The 18,011-nt window shown below is 69.7% G+C and carries 11 protein-coding genes; 10 read left to right on the plus strand and 1 reads right to left on the minus strand.

From position 1 onward, the window contains the following. Positions 1 to 175 precede the first annotated feature (175 nt). Entirely contained in the window at positions 176 to 7,153 is a 6,978-nt protein-coding gene (locus tag AC07Y4_RS14500; protein WP_487847294.1) for an autotransporter outer membrane beta-barrel domain-containing protein, read from the plus strand. 91 nt (positions 7,154 to 7,244) lie between these two features. On the opposite strand, the gene AC07Y4_RS14505 is transcribed toward AC07Y4_RS14500, so the two are convergent. Continuing rightward, the gene (locus AC07Y4_RS14505) at positions 7,245 to 8,039 is read right to left on the minus strand and encodes an IclR family transcriptional regulator domain-containing protein (RefSeq protein ID WP_056573982.1); all 795 of its coding nucleotides are present in this window, start codon (positions 8,037 to 8,039) and stop codon (positions 7,245 to 7,247) included. Positions 8,040 to 8,238: 199 nt separating this feature from the next. Between AC07Y4_RS14505 and AC07Y4_RS14510 the strand changes: the two genes are divergently transcribed. The 9 genes from AC07Y4_RS14510 to AC07Y4_RS14550 all read left to right on the plus strand — a co-directional run bounded on the left by AC07Y4_RS14510 (position 8,239) and on the right by AC07Y4_RS14550 (position 17,945). Continuing rightward, entirely contained in the window at positions 8,239 to 9,162 is a 924-nt protein-coding gene (locus AC07Y4_RS14510; protein ID WP_095947409.1) for a shikimate dehydrogenase family protein, read from the plus strand. 30 nt (positions 9,163 to 9,192) lie between these two features. Beyond that, a complete protein-coding gene (locus AC07Y4_RS14515; protein WP_062481274.1) occupies positions 9,193 to 10,026 on the plus strand; it encodes a shikimate dehydrogenase family protein in 834 nt (277 codons plus the stop codon). Between the two features lie 16 nt (positions 10,027 to 10,042). After that, positions 10,043 to 11,257 (plus strand): 3-carboxy-cis,cis-muconate cycloisomerase, encoded by a 1,215-nt coding sequence (gene pcaB, locus AC07Y4_RS14520; protein ID WP_487847293.1) that lies wholly within the window; start codon positions 10,043 to 10,045, stop codon positions 11,255 to 11,257. Then, on the plus strand, positions 11,254 to 11,679 hold the full coding sequence (locus AC07Y4_RS14525) for a carboxymuconolactone decarboxylase family protein (protein WP_487847292.1): 426 nt from the start codon (positions 11,254 to 11,256) through the stop codon (positions 11,677 to 11,679). The genes pcaB and AC07Y4_RS14525 overlap by 4 nt, the downstream gene beginning before the upstream one ends. Further along, positions 11,676 to 12,923, plus strand: coding sequence for a multidrug effflux MFS transporter (locus AC07Y4_RS14530; protein ID WP_487847291.1), 1,248 nt, complete (start codon positions 11,676 to 11,678; stop codon positions 12,921 to 12,923). The genes AC07Y4_RS14525 and AC07Y4_RS14530 overlap by 4 nt, the downstream gene beginning before the upstream one ends. Next, on the plus strand, positions 12,920 to 13,696 hold the full coding sequence (locus AC07Y4_RS14535) for an alpha/beta fold hydrolase (RefSeq protein WP_487847290.1): 777 nt from the start codon (positions 12,920 to 12,922) through the stop codon (positions 13,694 to 13,696). Before AC07Y4_RS14530 ends, AC07Y4_RS14535 begins: the two co-directional genes overlap by 4 nt. Positions 13,697 to 13,837: 141 nt before the next feature. Next, a complete protein-coding gene (locus tag AC07Y4_RS14540) occupies positions 13,838 to 15,739 on the plus strand; it encodes a bifunctional sugar phosphate isomerase/epimerase/4-hydroxyphenylpyruvate dioxygenase family protein (RefSeq protein WP_495274765.1) in 1,902 nt (633 codons plus the stop codon). A 49-nt stretch (positions 15,740 to 15,788) separates the two neighbouring features. After that, entirely contained in the window at positions 15,789 to 17,210 is a 1,422-nt protein-coding gene (locus AC07Y4_RS14545) for an MFS transporter (protein ID WP_487847288.1), read from the plus strand. 60 nt (positions 17,211 to 17,270) lie between these two features. Continuing rightward, positions 17,271 to 17,945, plus strand: a complete 675-nt coding sequence (locus tag AC07Y4_RS14550) for a DsbA family oxidoreductase (RefSeq protein WP_487847287.1) — start codon at positions 17,271 to 17,273, stop codon at positions 17,943 to 17,945. The last annotated feature ends 66 nt before the right edge of the window (positions 17,946 to 18,011 follow it).

Raw genomic sequence — 18,011 nt, forward strand, 5'->3', positions numbered from 1 at the left:
GGGATGGCGTCGCGCTGCCGGCGCGAACTCGCACTCAATGGCGCGGGCTTCGGAATGTTGTGGCTTCAAGACACTTCCTCGCCTTCCATTCGGTCCCTCACTGATTTCTCGCGTTCACGGGACCTCGAGTTCATCGGCTAGATAACATCGGTTTACAAAATTGGAGGAGAGACTTGTGAACCACATCTACCGCGTGATCTTCGACCGTCGTCTGGGCCGGTTTCGCGTTGCATCGGAACTGGCGAAGGGCTGCGGCAAGGGCAGCGGCACGGCGACAGTGGCGGGCGCTGCGCTCGCGTTTTTGGCGACCAGCTTCTTTCCGGCGCAGGCGGTGTGCACGGTTGCATTCAACGACGTGACCTGCGACGGTGCCGCCCCCCTGCTGGCGCCGGACTATGCGAACGGCGCCAGCAACCTGAACGTCACGGTGAACGCCGGGGCGACCGTCGGCGTGCTGCCGGGTGGAAGCGGCAGCGCAATGACGCTGACGGGCTCCGACATCAAGCTCACGAACAACGGCCAGATCGATCCGCTGCTGTTCGGCAACGGCACCGCGAACCTGTCCACGGGCGTCGTGATGGGCAACGGCGGGGCCAGTACGGCCACCGTCATCAACAACGGGACGATCAGTGGCACCAGGGATGCGTCCGTCGGCCTGGCCGGCCTGGCGCTCGCGCTGCAGAACGGCGGCGGCATCACGACGATCACCAACAACGGAACGATGACCACCGGGGCTATCGCCAAAGCGACACTGGCCGAGGCCGATGCAGCGGCGGTCGCCGTCTATGGTGGCGGCCAGATCAACATGGTGAACACCGGCACGATCACCGGCCGCATCGCGTTCGAGAGCCCGACTTCCAGCGGCAACAGTTTCACCAACGCGGGCACGATCAACGGCAGCGTTTCGCTCGGCACCGGGGCGCGCAACGACACCTTCATCGCGGCCACCGGCTCGTCCATCAACGGCGGACCGAGCCTGGTGCCGGCCACTGCGGTGGCGGCGCCGTCGGGCGGCACGCTGAACTTCGCGGCCGCCGGCACGGTCGATGCGGGCGTTGGTGGCACCGACACGTTGGTGCTGCGCAACGCCGGCGGTGGTGCTGGCTCGGGCGAGATCAAGGCCGCGCAGTACCTGAACTTCGAGAACCTCCAGGTCAACAGCGGCACCTGGACCCTGAACGGCCCGGTGGTCAGCGGCAGCGCCCTGCTCAACGGCGGCGTCGCGATCTTCGATGACGCAGGCGCCTTCGGCACCGGCACGCTGATGGGCAACGGCGGCGCGATCCAGGCCGCGGCGAACGGCCTCACGCTGGCCCAGAACGTGAACCTTGTCGGCAGCCTGACCGTGCAGGGCAACAACAACTTCACGTTGGGCGGCACCGTCAGCGGCATCGGTGGCCTCATCAAGAACGGCGCCGGCACGCTCACGCTGAGGGGCAACAACAACTTCTTCGGCGGCACGACGATCAAGGGCGGCATCCTGCAGATATCGGGCGACGCCAACCTCGGCGCGTTCGGCACGGGCCTGGCGCTGGATGGTGGCACCCTGCGCATCGCCGCGGGCTCCGCGCCGTCCTTCAGCATGCGCAACGTCGCGCTCGGCTCCGGCGGCGGCACGATCGATCTGGGCGACAACTTCTTCGGCGTGGCCGGCGCCATCACCGGCAACGGTTCGCTCACCGTCACTGGCAAGGGCGGCTCCCTGAGCCTCATGGGGGCCAACAACTACAGCGGCGACACGGTGCTGCAGGACCGCGTGAGCATCTTCACCACCGTGAGCGGCGTGTTCGGAAGCGGCGCGGTGCAGCAGCAGGGCGTCGGCTCGCAGTTGATTTTCAGTGACAAGGCGAGCGCCGGCGGTAACGCGTACACGGTGGGCCGCGCCGCAGGCGGGGACAGCAGCAACACGCTGTCGTTCGCCCAAAGTGCCACGGCCGCTTCCTCGAAGATCACGCTCAATGGCGCGACCTGGCAGATGGCCGGCGCGAACGCGTTGCAGTTCGGCGGCAATTCGAGTGCCGATGCATCGACCATCACCAACGCGGGCGGGGCGATCAACTTCTTCGAGAGCGCCAGCGCCGGGACGGCGACGATCACCAACGGAAGCAACAGCCTGTTGGCCTTCGGCCAGACGTCCACGGCCGGCAGTGCGCAGATCGTCAACACGGCCGGCGGGCTGGTGCGCTTCGTCGATGCCGCGACGGGCACGAGTGCCTCGGTCGCCAACGCCGCAGGCGCCACGCTCGACGTGTCGGGCGCGACGGGCAAGCCCTCGCTTGAACTCGGTGCGGTTTCGGGCGGCGGCGCCGTCGTCCTGGGCGCCACGCAGCTCGCGCTCGGCGGTCTGGGCCGCAACGACACGATCTCGGGCACCGTCAGCGACAAGGGCAGCATCTTCTCGCAGCCGGGTTCGGGCACAGGCGGCTCGATCGTCAAGGTGGGTGCGGGCACGCTCACGTTGAATGGCGCCAATACCTATACCGGTGGCACCACCATTGCAGCCGGCACGCTGAGTCTGAACAACGCCAGCGGCAGTGCGACCGGCAGCGGCGCGGTGCGAGTGCTCGGCGGCGGGACGCTGGCGGGCAACGGCAGCATCGCGGGCGCGGTCACCATCTCCAAGGCCGGCGTGCTGTCGGCCGGCAACGGTGGTGCCGGCACGCTGACGCTTGGCAGCCTGAGCCTCTTCGAGGGCGCGGTGCTCAACTACGACCTCGGCCAGGCCGGCACTGACGGCGGTTCGCTCAACGACCTGGTCAAGGTCAACGGCAACCTGCTGCTGGACGGCACGCTCAACGTGGCGCAGTCCAAGGGCGGCCAGTTCGGTGCGGGCATTTACCGCCTGATCGACTACACCGGCACGCTCACCAACAACGGCTTGGACATCGGCAGCGTGCCGGTTGCGGCCACAGACCTTCAGGTGCAGACCTCGGTGGCCCAGCAGGTCAACCTGGTCAACCGCGCGGGCCTTGAGCTGAAATTCTGGGACGGCGGCGACGCCGGCAAGTACAACGACGGCAAGATCGCCGGCGGCGCGGGCACCTGGCGCGTGGGCGTGCCCGGTGACGGCTGGACCGGCGCCGACGGCAAGATCAACGCAGCCTGGGCGCAGGACCAGCTCGCGGTGTTCGGCGGCACGGGCGGCACCGTCAATGTCAGCAACGCGGGGGGCACGGTGCGTATCACCGGCGCGCAGTTCGCGGCCGATGGCTATGTGGTGCAGGGCGATGCGATCGAACTCGGCGCCTCGGGCACGGTGGTGCGCGTGGGCGATGGCTCGGGCACCGACACCACGCGCAGCGCGACGGTGAATGTCGCGCTCACCGGCACGGGCGGCCTGGTCAAGGACGACGTGGGCACGCTGGTGCTGCGCGGCACCAACACCTACACCGGCGGCACCACCGTCAAAGCTGGCGTGCTGGTGGGCGACACGCTGAGCCTGCGAGGCAACATCGTCAACAACGCGGAGGTCGTCTTCGACCCGAGCCTGTTCGTCGTCGGTTCCTATAACGGCGCGATGAGCGGCAGCGGCCGGCTGCGCAAGATCGGCGGCGGCATTCTGCTGCTGGGCAGCGCGAACAGCTACACGGGCGGCACCTTCGTCGATGGCGGCTTGCTCTCCACCGATGTCACCGGCGCCCTGGGCAGCGGCCCGGTGAGCGTCGCGGCCCCCGGCAGGCTGCTGTTCGGCATCAACGCCGATGCGGGCGGCGCGGCCATCTACAACCAGGGCTCGGTGCGCTTCCAGACAAAGGCAAGCGCCGGCACGTCGACCATCACCAACGCCGCGGGCGGGGTGCTGGACTTTGCCGACTACGCCTCGGCCGACAAGGCCACGGTGATCAACCAGGCCGGCGCGCAGGTGCGCATCGACCAGGCGGTCATCGGCGTGAGCTTCGGTTCGCTCAGCGGCGCGGGCGATCTGGTGCTCGGCGGCAGCGCACTCACGCTCGGCGGCAGCGGTGGCGACAACACCTTGTCGGGCACGATCAGCGGCACCGGCGGTGCCGGGGGCTCGATCGTCAAGGTGGGCGGCGGCACGCTCACGCTGTCGGGCGCCAACACCTACACCGGCGGCACCCGGGTGACCGCTGGCACGTTGAGCGTGAACAACAAGAGCGGCAGTGCCACGGGCACGGGCAGCGTGCAGGTGCAAACGGGCGCCACGCTCGCGGGCAGCGGCACCATCGCGGGCACGGTCTTCGTTGCCGACGGCGGCATCCTCGCCGCGGGCAACAGCCCCGGCACGCTGACGCTCGGTGCGCTCGCACTGGGCGGCGGCGCCACGCTGAACTACGAACTCGGCCAGGCCGGCGTGCCCGGCGGCGCGCTCAACGACCTGATCAATGTCACGGGCAACCTGCAGTTGAATGGCACGCTGAACGTCGCGCAGTCGGCCGGCGGCACTTTCGGGCCAGGGTTGTATCGCCTCATGAGCTACGGCGGCACGCTGACCGACTTCGGCCTGGACATCGGCACCGCACCGGCCGGCACCAAGCTGGCCGACCTGCAGGTGCAGACCTCGGTGGCGAACCAGGTCAACCTGGTCAACCGCGCGGGCCTTGAGCTGAGATTCTGGGACGGCGGCGACAGCACCAAGTACCACGACAACCAGGTGGCCGGCGGCAGCGGCACCTGGCGCGTGGGCAACCCACAGCCCTCGCAGGACGGCTGGACCGACATGGACGGCAAGCTCAACGCCAACTGGGCGCAGAGCCAGTTCGCGGTGTTCGGCGGCAAGGGCGGCACCGTGACGGTCGATGGGGCCGGTGGCGCGGTGCGCATCGCGGGCGCGCAGTTCGCGGTCGACGGCTACGTGGTACAGGGCGCCGGCCTCACGCTGGATAGCGCCAACTCGGTGGTGCGTGTGGGCGACAACACGGCCGCGGGCGCGAACATGACCGCGACGATGAATGTCGCGCTCTCGGGCGCGGGCGGCATCTCCAAGGAAGATGCGGGCCGGCTGATCCTCGGGGGTATCAACACCTACACCGGTGGCACCACCGTCAAGGGCGGCGTGCTGCAGGGCAGCGCCACCAGCCTGCAGGGCAATATCGTCAACAACGCCGAGGTCGCGTTCGACCAGGACAAGACTGCTGGCACCTACGCCGGTGCGATGAGCGGCACCGGCAAGCTGCGCAAGATCGGCACGGGCACGCTGACGCTGGCCAGTGTCAGCAGCTACAGCGGCGGCACGCTGGTCGATGCAGGCACGCTCGCCACCGACACCAGCGGTGCGCTGGGCACGGGCGCGGTCAGCATCGCCCCGGGCGCGGCGCTGCAGTTCGGCGGCAAGGCCGATGCGGGCATGCTCACCATCGCCAACCAGGGCACGCTGCGGCTGCAGGACGGTGCGAATGCCGCCAGCGCCACGGTGACCAATGCGGCCGGCGCGCAAGTGCACATCGACCTGGCCACCACCGGTGCGAGCATCGGCTCGCTCGGCGGCGCGGGCGACGTGGTGCTCGGCGCGAAGGCGCTGACCACCGGCGCAGTCGGCAGCGACAGCACGATCTCTGGCGCCATCAGCGGCGCCGGCGGTTCGCTCGTGAAGGTCGGAGCAGGCACGCTCACGCTCGCAGGCACGGCCAGCTACAGCGGCGAGACCCGCGTGGTCGCAGGCATGCTCAAGGCCGGCGCGGCCAACGCCTTCAGCGCTGCGTCGAGCGGCGTGGTGGCCAGCGGCGCCACGCTCGACCTGGCGGGCTTCAGCCAGCAGATGGCAGGCCTGAACAACGCAGGCACCGTCTCGCTGCTGGGCAGCACGCCCGGCACCACGCTCACGCTGACCGGGCCCTACGTCGGCAGCAACGGCGTGCTGCGCCTGGCCACGAAGCTGGACAACCCCGGCACCGCCGACCGCCTCGTGCTCGACGGTGCTGCCGCCAGCGCGAGTGGTCGCACGACGGTGCAGGTGTCCAACCTCGGCGGCCTGGGCGCACGCACCAGCGGCGCGGGTATCGAGCTGATCAGTGCACGCAACGGCGCGACCACCACCGCGCAGACCACCAAGGACGCCTTCGTGCTCTCGGGCGGCCATGTCGATGCCGGGGCCTTCGAGTACCGGCTGTACGCGGGCGACGCCAGCGGCGGTGGCGAGAACTGGTATCTGCGCACCGAGGCCGAACTGGGCGCTCCGGGCGTTCCAGGCACTTCCGGCGGTGCTGGGCTGCCGACCTACCGCGCCGAGGCTTCGCTGTTCGCGGCGCTGCCCCATCAGCTGCGCCAGGGCAACCTGGGCATGCTCGCGAGCCGCAGCCAACGCGTCGGCGACGACGATGTGCGCGGCGGTGCGGGAGCAACGCCGGGCACCGACGGCAATAACCGTCGCGCCTGGGGCCGGCTGATCTCCACCGACATGGACATCCGCCAGGGCGGCACCGTCTCGCCGCACGGCGAGGGCCGTCTGACCGGACTGCAGGCCGGCACCGACCTGTGGGCCAACCCGGATTGGCGCGCGGGCATCTACGTGGGCCAACTCGACGGCAACGCCCGCACGAGCGGCTTCAGCGGCGGCCTTCTGAACACCGCCGCAGGCAGCAACGATCTGCGCAGCCAATACCTGGGTCTCTACGGCACCTTCACCACTGAGGATGGCTTCTATGCCGATGCGGTGCTGCAGGCCGGTCGCCACCGCTACACGGTGCAGCCGCTCCTGAGTGCGGGCGTCTCGGGCAAGGGCAACAGCTTCCTGGCATCGATCGAAGTAGGCAAGGCCTTCGCGATCGGTGCGAGCGGCTGGTCGGTGGAGCCGCAACTGCAGCTGATCCATCAACGGCTGCGGCTTGACAACGTGTCCATCCCGGGCGCACTCGTGCAGCAGGACGCGGACAGCGGCTGGATCGGCCGTGCGGGCGTTCGCATCAAGGGCAGCTTCGCGACCGGCGCCGGCACGCTGCAGCCCTATGCGCGCCTGAATGTCTATCGCAGCGCCAAGGGCAACGACGTTGCTCGCTTCGTGAACCCGGCGGCCATCACGCCTGTCGGCGCGCCGATTGGTGGCACCAGCACCGAGCTGGCTGCGGGCTTCACGCTGGCGGTGAGCCAGCGCACGAGCCTCTACGGCGAACTCGGCAAGCAGTGGGCCACGGGTGGCGGGGCGCGGGTGGGCAGCTCCATCAATGCGGCGGCGGGCGTGCGAGTGAAGTGGTGAGCAGGTGAAGTGAGGCGGCGCGACGGAACTGCCTGTCGCGGCCGCTTCGAAAGAAAGCGTCGGCATGACCGACGCGCGCCACCGGTTCAGCTCAGATCAGGTTGCGCATCGCCTGCGCAGTCTCGCGCAGCACGGGCAGCACGCGGGCCACCGCGTCTTCCGAACTCTCGTGCCCCATCGGCATCGTGATGTTGAGCGCGCCCACCAGCGTGCCGTGGCGGTCGCGCAGCGGCACGGCGATGCCGCGCGAGTTCAGGTCGAGCTGCTGTTCCGATAGCGCCCAGCCCTGGGCGCGGATGCGTGCCAGTTCGAGCTTCATGCGCTCCATGCTCGCGATGGTGTGCGAGGTGAACACCGTGAGCTGGCGCGTGGCCAGCCAGTCGTTCAGCTCGGCGTCGCTGCGCAGCGCCAGCATCAGCATGCCCGAGGCCGTGACCTGCGCCGGCACGCGCGCGCCGAGCACGTAGCCGGTGCTCATGCTGCGGTTGGGGCCGTTGCGCGCGATGTAGACCACCTCGTCGCCGTCCATCACGCTGAGGTACGCGATCTCGTTGGTGCCGGCCGCCACGCGCTGCAGAAAGGGCTGCACCACGCGCGGCAGGCGGGCCGACTCGAGGTACGACTGCCCCAGGCGCAGCACGCGCGGCGTGAGCCAGAACAGCTTGCCGTCGCTGGCCACGTAGCCCATGTGCTGCAGGGTGAGCAGGTAGCGCCGCGCGGCGGTGCGCGTCATGTTCGTGCGCTGGCCGGCCTGGCTGGCCGTGAGGCGCGGGTTGGCGTCGTCGAAGGCCTCGATGATGCTCACGCCGCGCTCCAGCCCGGCGATCCAGTCGCGCTTGTCCAGGCCGGCGGGCGGCGTCGAGTCGTCGGGGCTGGTGCTGTTCATGGGCGGAAGTGTGCCCGCGTCCGGCGCGGCGGCGGGGGCCGAATGGCTAAGTAAAAACCCGCAATTTGATCGATTGACGAACTTGAAAGATCGATCATCGAGCGTTTTGCGTCTCGTATGCCAGCAGGCCGCGCGCGACGGGACTATAAAGCCCGCTGTTCCGCCCCGAAACGAGCGATTGACGAACGGAAGCACGCCCATGAGCCCCATCATCACCGGCAGCACCCAGGCCTACCTCATCCCCGGCGACCCGGTCCGCAACGTGCGGCTGCCGCGCATGTTCAACGCGGCCTTCGCGCGCTACGGCATCGACGCGGTGCTGGTGCCCATGCAGGTGCCGGTGCGCGACTTCGCGGTGTTCATGAAGTCGGCCTTCCTGGCGCGCAACGTGCGCGGCATGGTGATTGCGCCGCCGCACAAGCCGCGCGTGGTCGACCTGCTCGACGGCTGCGGCCTGTTCGGCCGCGTGGCCGGCTCGGTCAACGTGGTGCGCCGCACCGAGGGCGACCAGCTCGAGGGCGATCTGTTCGACGGCGAAGGCCTGATCGGCGCGCTCGACCGCTGCAACGTGCCGTTCCGCGGCAAGCGCGTGCTGATCCTCGGCGCGGGCGTCAGCGCCGCGGCCATCGGCGTGGCGCTGGCCGAGGGCGGCACGGTGAACGGGGCGGAGCACATCGCCTTCTTCGACACCGCCTCCGGCAAGGCCGCGGGCGTGGCCGCCAAGCTCGACGCCTTCTTCGATGCGACCGTGGTCGCGGTCGACAGCAACGCGCCCGAGGGCTACGACCTCGTGATCAACGCCACGCCGCTGGGCCTGGCCGAGGACGACGCGCTGCCGTTGGACGTGGCGCGCATGGAACCGCATGCGGCGCTGTTCGACATCCTGCTGCGCAACCAGCCCACGCCGCTGGTGCGTGCGGCACGTGCGCGCGGGCTCAACGCACAGGCCGGCTTCGAGATGCTGGTGCAGCAGATGCCGCACTACTTCCGCTACTTCGGCCACATCGACGCGGCCGATGCGATGCAGGCCGACGCCGACTTCCTGCGCGAGCTCATCTATCCGCCGGCGATGCACGCCGAGATCGCAACCCCGTTGCGCTACCAATCCCCGAGCGTGGCCTGATCCCGCTCCTTCCTGAACAAGACGACTCCCATGATCTCCGGCAAGACCACGCTCATCGCCCACATCGGCTACCCCACCGAAGCCTTCAAGGCGCCGATGATCTACAACCCCTGGTTCGACAAGCAGGGCATCGACGCGGTCGTCGTGCCCATGGGCGTGAAGCCCGAGGACTACGCGGTGTCGCTCGCGCAGATCTTCAAGTTCTCGAACCTGCGCGGTGCGCTCGTGACGATGCCGCACAAGGTCACGACGATGTCGCTGGTCGACGAGGTCACGCCCACCGCGCGCGTCGCCGGCGCCTGCAACGCGGTGCTCAAGCGGCCCGACGGCAGCCTGCTGGGCGACCAGTTCGACGGCGCGGGCTTCGTGCGCGGCGTGGAGCGCAAGGGGCGGCTGTTCAAGGGCACGCGCGTGCTGGTGTCGGGCACGGGCGGCGTCGGGTCGGCCATTGCGGCGTCGATCGCGGCGGCCGGTGCGGCCGAGCTGATGCTGTTCGACATGAGCGACGCCTCCGCGCAGGCACTGGCCGCGCGGCTGCGCGAACACTATCCGCAGATGAAGGTCGCCACCGGCTCGAAAGACCCGGCCGGCTTCGACATCGTCGTCAACGCCACGCCGCTGGGCATGAAGGACACCGACCCGCTGCCCTTCGACGTGGACCGCATCGCGCCCGAGACCTTCGTCGGCGAGGTCGTCATGAAGACCGAATACACGCCGCTGCTGCAGGCCGCCAAGGCCAAGGGCTGCCAGGTGCAGGTGGGCACCGACATGCTGTTCGAGATGATCCCGGCCTACCTCGAGTTCTTCGGCTTCGGCACGGCCTCACCCGAAGAACTGCGCGCTGTGGCGCAATTGAAATACTGAAAACACCGGAACACGCATGAGCATTTTTGAAGGCTTCCTTTCCACCTCCGAGACGCTGGGCGCCTTCAGCGACCGCGCCTTCGTCGACGCCATGCTGCGCTTCGAGGCCGCGCTCGCGCGCGCACAGGCGGCCGAGGGGCTGATCCCCGAGAGCGCCGCGCATTCGATCGTCGGCAGCTGCAAGGTCGAGCTGTTCGACGTGGCCAAGATCGTGCGCGAGAGCGGACGTGCGGGCAGCGTCGCCATCCCGCTGGTGAAGGCACTGCGTGAGGCCGTGGGCCTGTTCAATGCCGAGGCTGTGCCCTTCGTGCACTTCGGCAGCACCAGCCAGGACGTGATCGACAGCGCGATGGCGCTGGTCACGCGCGAAGCCGTTGCGCTCGTCGAGGCCGACCTGGCCAAGGCCGCCGACGCGCTGCTGCGGCTGGCCGTGCAGCACGCCGACACGCCGATGCTCGCGCGCACGCTGATGCAGCCGGCCTCGGTCACCAGCTTCGGCTTCAAGTGCGCCGGCTGGGCCGCGCCGCTGGTGCGCAGCCGCACCCGCCTGCGCGCCGCCGCGAAGCATGCGCTGCAGCTGCAGCTCGGCGGCGCCGTCGGCACGCTGGCGCAGATGAAGGGGCAGGGCGCCACGGTGCGCCAGCGCATGGCCAAGGAACTCGGCCTGGGCGACCCCGGCGCCACGTGGCACACGCAGCGCGACGAATGGGTCGCGCTCGGTTGCGAACTCGGCCTGCTGACGGGCAGCCTGGGCAAGGTCGCGGTCGACATCTCGCTGCTCGGCCAGTACGAAGTGGCCGAGGTCGCCGAGCCCAGCGAACCCGGGCGCGGCGGCTCGTCGGCGATGCCGCACAAGCGCAACCCCGTGGCCTCGATGGTCGCCATCGCCGCCGCGCACCGCGCGCCGCAGCGCGTGGCCGCCTTGCTCGGTGCCATGCCGCAGCAGCACGAGCGCGCGCTCGGCGCCTGGCAAGCCGAACTGGCCGAATGGCCGCAGCTGTTGATGTCGGCGCACGGCAGCGTGCGCGCCATGGCCGGCGCCTTGCCCGGCCTGCAGGTCGACGCCGCGCGCATGCGCGCCAACATCGACCGGCTGCGCGCCGAGCTGCCGCGCGACGCGGCCGACGAATGGTTCGACCCCGCGCTCGCCGTGAACGCGGGGCACATCGCTGTGGCAGAGGTGAAAGCCCTGCAAGCCCAACTCTCATCCGACAAGGAACTCTCGCCATGACCGCCCCCGAAACCCCGAGCAACCCTTACGAAGACGGCCTCGTCAACCGCCGCCGCGTGCTCGGCGACGCCTGGGTCGACAAGTCGCTCGCCAACCGCAACGGCTTCAATGCCGAGTTCCAGGAGCTCATCACGCGCCACGCGTGGAACGACATCTGGGGGCGCCCCGCGCTGGGCGACAAGACGCGCCGCTTCATGGTGCTGTCGATGATGCTGGGCATCCATGCCTACGAAGAATTCGCCATGCACGTGCGCGCCGCGCTCGACGGCCCGCCCGAGTCGCGCCTCACGCCCGACGAGATCAAGGAAGTGATCATGATGGCCGCGATCTACTGCGGCGTGCCGGTGGCCAACCACGCCTTCGGCATCGCGACGAACATCCTGCGCGAGAAGGGCCTGCTGCCGCCAGTGGCGGCGCAGTGAGCGCGACGGAAGGCCGGCAGGGCGGCAAGGGCCGCTTCGACGTCGGCTTCACCTTGCTGTTGCCGCTGCTGCTCGCGGCGCAGCCCGTGGCGACCGACAGCTACCTGCCCGCGCTGCCCGCCATCGCCAGCGAACTCGGCTCGGCCAGCACCAGCCTCACGCTGTTCGTGCTGGCCTTCGGCTTTGCGCAGCTGCTGTGCGGCCCGCTGGCCGACCGCTTCGGGCGCCGGCCGGTGCTGCTCGCGGGCCTGGGCTGCTACGCCATCGCGGCCTTCGGCGGCGCATTCGCCGGCAGCGTGGCGGTGCTTGCGGGCTGGCGCACGCTGCAGGGCTTCTCGATGGCGGCGATCCTCGTGTGCGCGCGTGCCGCGGTGCGCGACCTGTACCCGGCGCATGAAGGCCCGCATGTCATGGCGCGCGGCCTCACGGGGCTGGGCGTGGTCGGCCTCATGGCGCCGCTGCTCGGCGCCTGGCTGGTGCAGGGCGCGGGTTGGCGCTGGGTGATGGTGGCGATGGCGCTCTATGCCGTGGTGCTGTTCGCGCTGTGCTGGCGCTCGTTCGGCGAAACGCGCCGGCCGTGGGGCGAGGGCGAATCGTCCGCGCCGCGCGGCAGCACGCGCGCCGTGTTCGCGAGCCGCGCCTTCCGCGCCTGGGCCTCGGTGGCGGCCGCCACCTACGGCGGGCTGTTCTGCTTTCTGCTGCTCTCGCCGATGGTCTACATCGGCTACCTCGGCTGGTCGCCTGCGTGGTACGGCTGGATTCCGGCCGGCGGCTCGCTGGTCTACATCTTCAGCACCACGATGTGCCGCAGCCTGCTGCGCCGCTTCGGGCCGATGCGCACGGTGCGCCTGGGTGCAGTGCTGAGCATCACCGGCGCCGTGATCCAGGCGCTGGGCTGCTGGCTGATGCCGCACAGCGCGGTGCCGCTGCTGGCGGGCCACGCCGTGTACTGCCTCGGCCACGGCATCCACCAGCCCTGCGGGCAGGCCGGCGCCGTGGGCGACCTGCCGCACCTGGCGGGGCGGGCCGTGTCGTGGTCCGGTTTCGGCATGATGATGGTCGCGTTCTGCGTGGGGCAGGTCGCCGCGCTGTTCGTCGACACGAGCTTTTCGTATGGCGCCTGGCCGATGGTGGTGCCGATGCTGATGGCCGGCACCGTGCTGCTGGCCATCGCGTTCCTGTGGCTGCCGCGTCTCCCGCAACCTGCTTCTCCATCCTCCCCAAAGAAGGACTCCACCCCATGACCACTTCCTCTCCCCGCCTGAATATCGTGCGCGAAGGCGACGGCCCCTTCGTCGTGCTCAGCCATGCGCTCGGCTGCGACCTGCACATGTGGGACGGCGTGGCCGCGCAACTCGCGCGCGCCCACACGGTGATCCGCTACGACCACCGCAACCACGGCGGCTCCGAGGTGGCGCCCGGCGTGCTGCGCGTGGAAACGCTGGCGCAGGACGCGTCCGAGCTGATCGTGCGCGAGACGGGCGGCGAGCCCGTGCACTTCGTGGGCCTGTCGATGGGCGGCATGACCGCGCAGGCACTGGCGGTGCGGCACGCCGCGCAGCTCAAGACCGTGGTGATCGCCAATTCGGCCGCGCACTACCCCGACCAGGCCCCGTGGCGCCTGCGCGCGGAAACCGTGGCCGCCAAGGGCGTGGCCGCCATCGCCCCGGGCGCCGTGGCACGCTGGCTCACGCCGGCCTATGCCGCCACGCCCGAGGGCGCGGTGGCCGCGCGCACGCTGCACGACACACTGGTGCGCACCGATGCGCAGGGCTACATCGAGAGCTGCAACGCCGTGGCCGCCATCGACTTTCGCGACAGCAACCGCCGCATCGCCACGCCCACGCTGGTGATCGGCGGGCTGCAGGACGAGGCCACGCCCCTGGCCATGTCCGAGGCCATGGTGGCGCAGATCCCGGGCGCGCGGCTGGCGACCATCGACGCCGCGCACCTGAGCGCGGTGGAGCGCCCGGTCGAGTTCGCGCAGATGCTGATCGATTACTGGCGCAGCCTCTGAAAAAACGCCCGGCCCGCACCCCCGTGCGGGCTAGGTGTAACCCCTATTTCGTGCGAATGATGATCGGTGGCGTGCGATCATCGATCAGACGGGGCTGATTTGCGTTGTGGCGCGCCCGGGCTCTTTCTACAGTCCATCCCCATGCACCGCGCCATTGCCACCGTCTCGCTCAGCGGCACCCTCCGCCAGAAGCTCGAAGCCATTGCGGCCGCGGGCTTCGACGGCATCGAGCTGTTCGAAGCCGATTTCGTCAACTTCCGCGGCACCGCCGCTGAGCTGCGCCGCATCGCGTCCGACCTGGGCCTGGCTATCGACCTGTACCAGCCCTTCCGCGACTTCGAAGGCATGCCCGAAGCGCAGTTCCACCGCAGCCTGGAGCGCGCCGAACGCAAGTTCGACCTCATGGAAGCCATGGGCGCGCCGCTGGTGCTGTGCTGCTCCAACACCTCGCCGCTGTCGGTGAACGACCCGGCGCGCGCCGCCGCCCAGCTGCACGAGTTGGCCGAACGCGCCGCGCGCCGCAACCTGCGCGTGGGCTTCGAGGCGCTGGCCTGGGGCCGCCACACCTCGCGCTACGCCCAGGCCTGGGACATCGTGCAGCGCGCCGACCACCCGCACCTCGGGCTGATCCTCGACAGCTTCCACACGCTGTCGCTGAAGGACGATCCGGCGGGCATCGCCGCCATTCCGGGCGAGAAGATCTTCTTCGTGCAGATGGCCGATGCGCCGCTCTTGTCGATGGACGTGCTGCAGTGGGCGCGCCACCACCGCTCGTTCCCGGGGCAGGGCGACTTCGACGTGGTCGGATTTTTCGAGCAGGTGCTGCGCGCGGGCTACACCGGGCCGCTGTCGCTGGAGATCTTCAACGACATCTTCCGCGAGACGCCGAACCGCCGCACCGCCGTCGATGCGATGCGTTCGCTGCTGTACCTCGAAAGCGAAACGCGCGAGCGGCTCGCCCACGGGAATGCCCCCGTGCAGCCGCAGCGCTTGGAGCTGTTCAACCCGCCGCCCGCGCCGGCGCTCTCGGGCCTGTCGTTCATCGAGTTCGCGGCCGACGAGGCCTCGGCCGTCACGCTCGGCGCGCTGCTCGGGCAGCTGGGCTTTCGCCGTGTGGGGCGCCATCGCTCCAAGGCCGTCACGCTGTACCGCCAGGGCGGCATCCACTTCATCGTCAACGCGCAGCCCGATTCGTTCGCGCGCCGCCGTTTCGAGGCGCACGGCACCTCGGTCTGCGCGCTGGGCGTGCGTTGCGCCGACCCGCTCGCGGCCGTGGGCCGCGCCAGCGCCATGCGCTCGCAGCGCCATGACAGCCCGGTGGGGCCGAACGAGCTGCGCGTGCCGGCCATCGTGGCACCGGGCGGCAACCTGATCCATTTCGTGCCCGAGGCGCTGGGCGCCAACGGGCTGTACGAGACCGACTTCATCCTCGAGGACGCGGGGCCGGGCGACAGCGATGCGGGCCTCACGCGCATCGACCACGTGGCGCTGGGCCTGGCGCTCGACCAGCTCGACACCTGGGTGCTGTTCACGCGCGCCGTGCTCGGCCTGGAGCCCGGCGAGAGCCTGGAGCTGGCCGACCCCTTCGGGCTGATCCGCAGCCGCGGCGTGGCCAATGCCGACCGCAGCCTGCGCCTCGTGCTGAACGTGTCGCTGAGCCAGCGCACGCGCACCGCGCGCACGCTGAGCGTGACCGGCGGCGGCGCGGTGCACCACATCGCGCTCGATTGCGACGACATCTTCGACACCGTGGCCCGGCTGCGCGCCAACGGCACGCGCTTCGTGCCGATCTCGGACAACTACTACGACGACCTGGCCACGCGCATCGACGTGGCGCCCGAGCTGCTGGCGCGCATGCGCGAAGCGGGCGTGCTGTTCGACCGCTCGGCGGCCGGCGACTACCTGCACATCTACACCGAGAGTTTCGACGGCGGCCTCTTCTTCGAGGTCGCGCAGCGCGTGGGCGGCTACGACGCCTACGGCGCGCTCAACGCACCCGCGCGCATGGCGTCGCAGGCGCAGCAGCCCCAACAAAAAGACTGATTTTTTCCCCTCGCATCCGACACCTTCGTCACACCACTGGAGACAACCCATGGCCCACCCATCCGCCAAAGAGCCGCAAGGCAAGCACCAGTCGAGGAAAGCCGCCGCCAGCGGCTGGATCGGCTCGGCGCTGGAGTACTACGACTTCTTCATCTACGCCACCGCCGCGGCGCTGATCTTTCCGCAGATCTTCTTCCCCAAGGGCGACCCGACCACGGCCATCATCGCGTCGCTCGCGACCTACGGCGTGGGCTATGTCGCGCGCCCCATCGGCGCCTTCGTGCTCGGCCACTGGGGCGACACGCACGGGCGCAAGCAGGTGCTGGTGCTGTGCATGTTCCTGATGGGCTTCTCGACCGTGGCCGTGGGCCTGCTGCCGACCTACGACCAGGTCGGCCTGCTGGCACCGGCGCTGCTGGTGTTCCTGCGCCTGGTGCAGGGCTTCGCCGTGGCCGGCGAAATTTCGGGCGCGAGCTCGATGATCCTGGAGCACGCGCCGTTCGGGCGCCGCGGCTTCTTCGCGAGCTTCACCTTGCAGGGCGTGCAGGCCGGCCAGATCCTGGCGGCCGCCGTGTTCCTGCCGCTGGCGCACTACATGCCTGAAGAGTCCTTCAACTCGTGGGGCTGGCGCATTCCGTTCCTGCTGAGCTTCATCGTGATCGTGGCCGGCTACATCATCCGCCGCGAGGTCGACGAGACGCCGGCCTTCGCCGAAGTCGACCAGAAGGGCGAAGTGGCCAAGGCGCCCATCGTCCAGGCGCTGACCGACAGCTGGGGCGACATGCTGCGCGTGATCTGCATGGCGCTGATGAACGTGATTCCCGTGGTCGCCACCGTGTTCGGCGCGGCCTACGCGGTGCAGGCCGCCTACGGCATCGGCTTCCAGAAAGACGTGTACCTGTGGATTCCCGTGCTGGGCAACATCCTGGCCGTGCTGGTGATCCCGTTCGTGGGCAACCTGTCGGACCGCATCGGCCGCAAGCCGCCGATCATCGTGGGCGCACTGGCTTCGGGCCTGCTGTCGTTCGTGTACCTGTACGCCATCAGCATCAAGAACGTGCCGCTGGCCATCTGCATGTCGCTCTTGATGTGGGGCGTCGTGTACCAGGGCTACAACGCGACCTTCCCGAGCTTCTACCCGGAGCTGTTCCGCACCCGCAACCGCGTGTCGGCCATGGCCATCTCGCAGAACATCGGCACCACCTTCACCGCGCTGCTGCCCGCGCTGTTCGCTGCCGTGGCGCCTCCGGGCTCGACCAACATCTGGTTCACCGTGGGTGCCATCACCTTCGCCGTGACCGTGCTGGCCGCGCTGGCCGCCATGAGCGCCCGCGAGACCTACCGCGTCCACATGCGCGACCTGGGCAACCCGAACGCCGTGCCGGTCGACAAGGCCGAGTACGACCGGCTGCGCGAAGAAACGCTGGCCAGCGCCCGCATGGAGCGCGAGCGCCGCAAGGCCATGGCCTGAGCTCGGGGGGCGAAGACCCCGCGCGCACAAAGGGGTTGTGGCGCCATGAAGAATGGCGCCATGACCGCCCATCTCAAGATCGATTTCGTTTCCGATGTCTCCTGCCCCTGGTGCGCCGTGGGCCTCGGCTCGCTCGAGGCCGCCCTGAAACGGGTGGCGCCGGAGGTCTCGGCCGAGCTGCATTTCCAGCCCTTCGAGCTGAACCCGCAGATGCCGCCCGAAGGCCAGGACACCTTCGAGCACCTGAACCAGAAGTACGGCTCGTCGCTCGAGCAGCAGGCGCAGGCCCGCGAGGCGATCCGCCAGCGCGGCGCGGCCGTCGGCTTCGAGTTCAGCGCCGGGGGCCGGCCCCGCGTGTACAACACCTTCAACGCCCACCGCCTGCTGCACTGGGCCGAACTGGAAGACCCGGCCAAGCAGGTGGCGCTGAAGAAGCTGCTGCTGAAGGCTTACTTCACCGACAGCCAGAACCCCTCGGACCCCGAGGTGCTGGTGCGCGCGGCGACCGAGGCAGGGCTCGACGCGGCACGGGCCCGCGAGATCCTGGCCGGCGACGAGTTCGCGGCCGAGACCCGCGAACGCGAGCGCCTGTACACCGACGCCGGCATCCATTCGGTGCCCGCGATCATCATCAACGACCAGCACCTGATCTCCGGCGGCCAGCCGGTCGAGGTGTTCGAGCGTGCGCTGCGGCAGATTGCGGGCGCGGAGCCCAGCCGCACCGCCACGGCCTGATGAGGCGGGGGGCGCAGGGCCGCGGCCCCGGCGTTTCGTCCTGAAACGAAGCTGACCTTCAGCTTT

Source organism: Variovorax sp. GW460-12-1-14-LB1 (assembly GCF_059423605.1).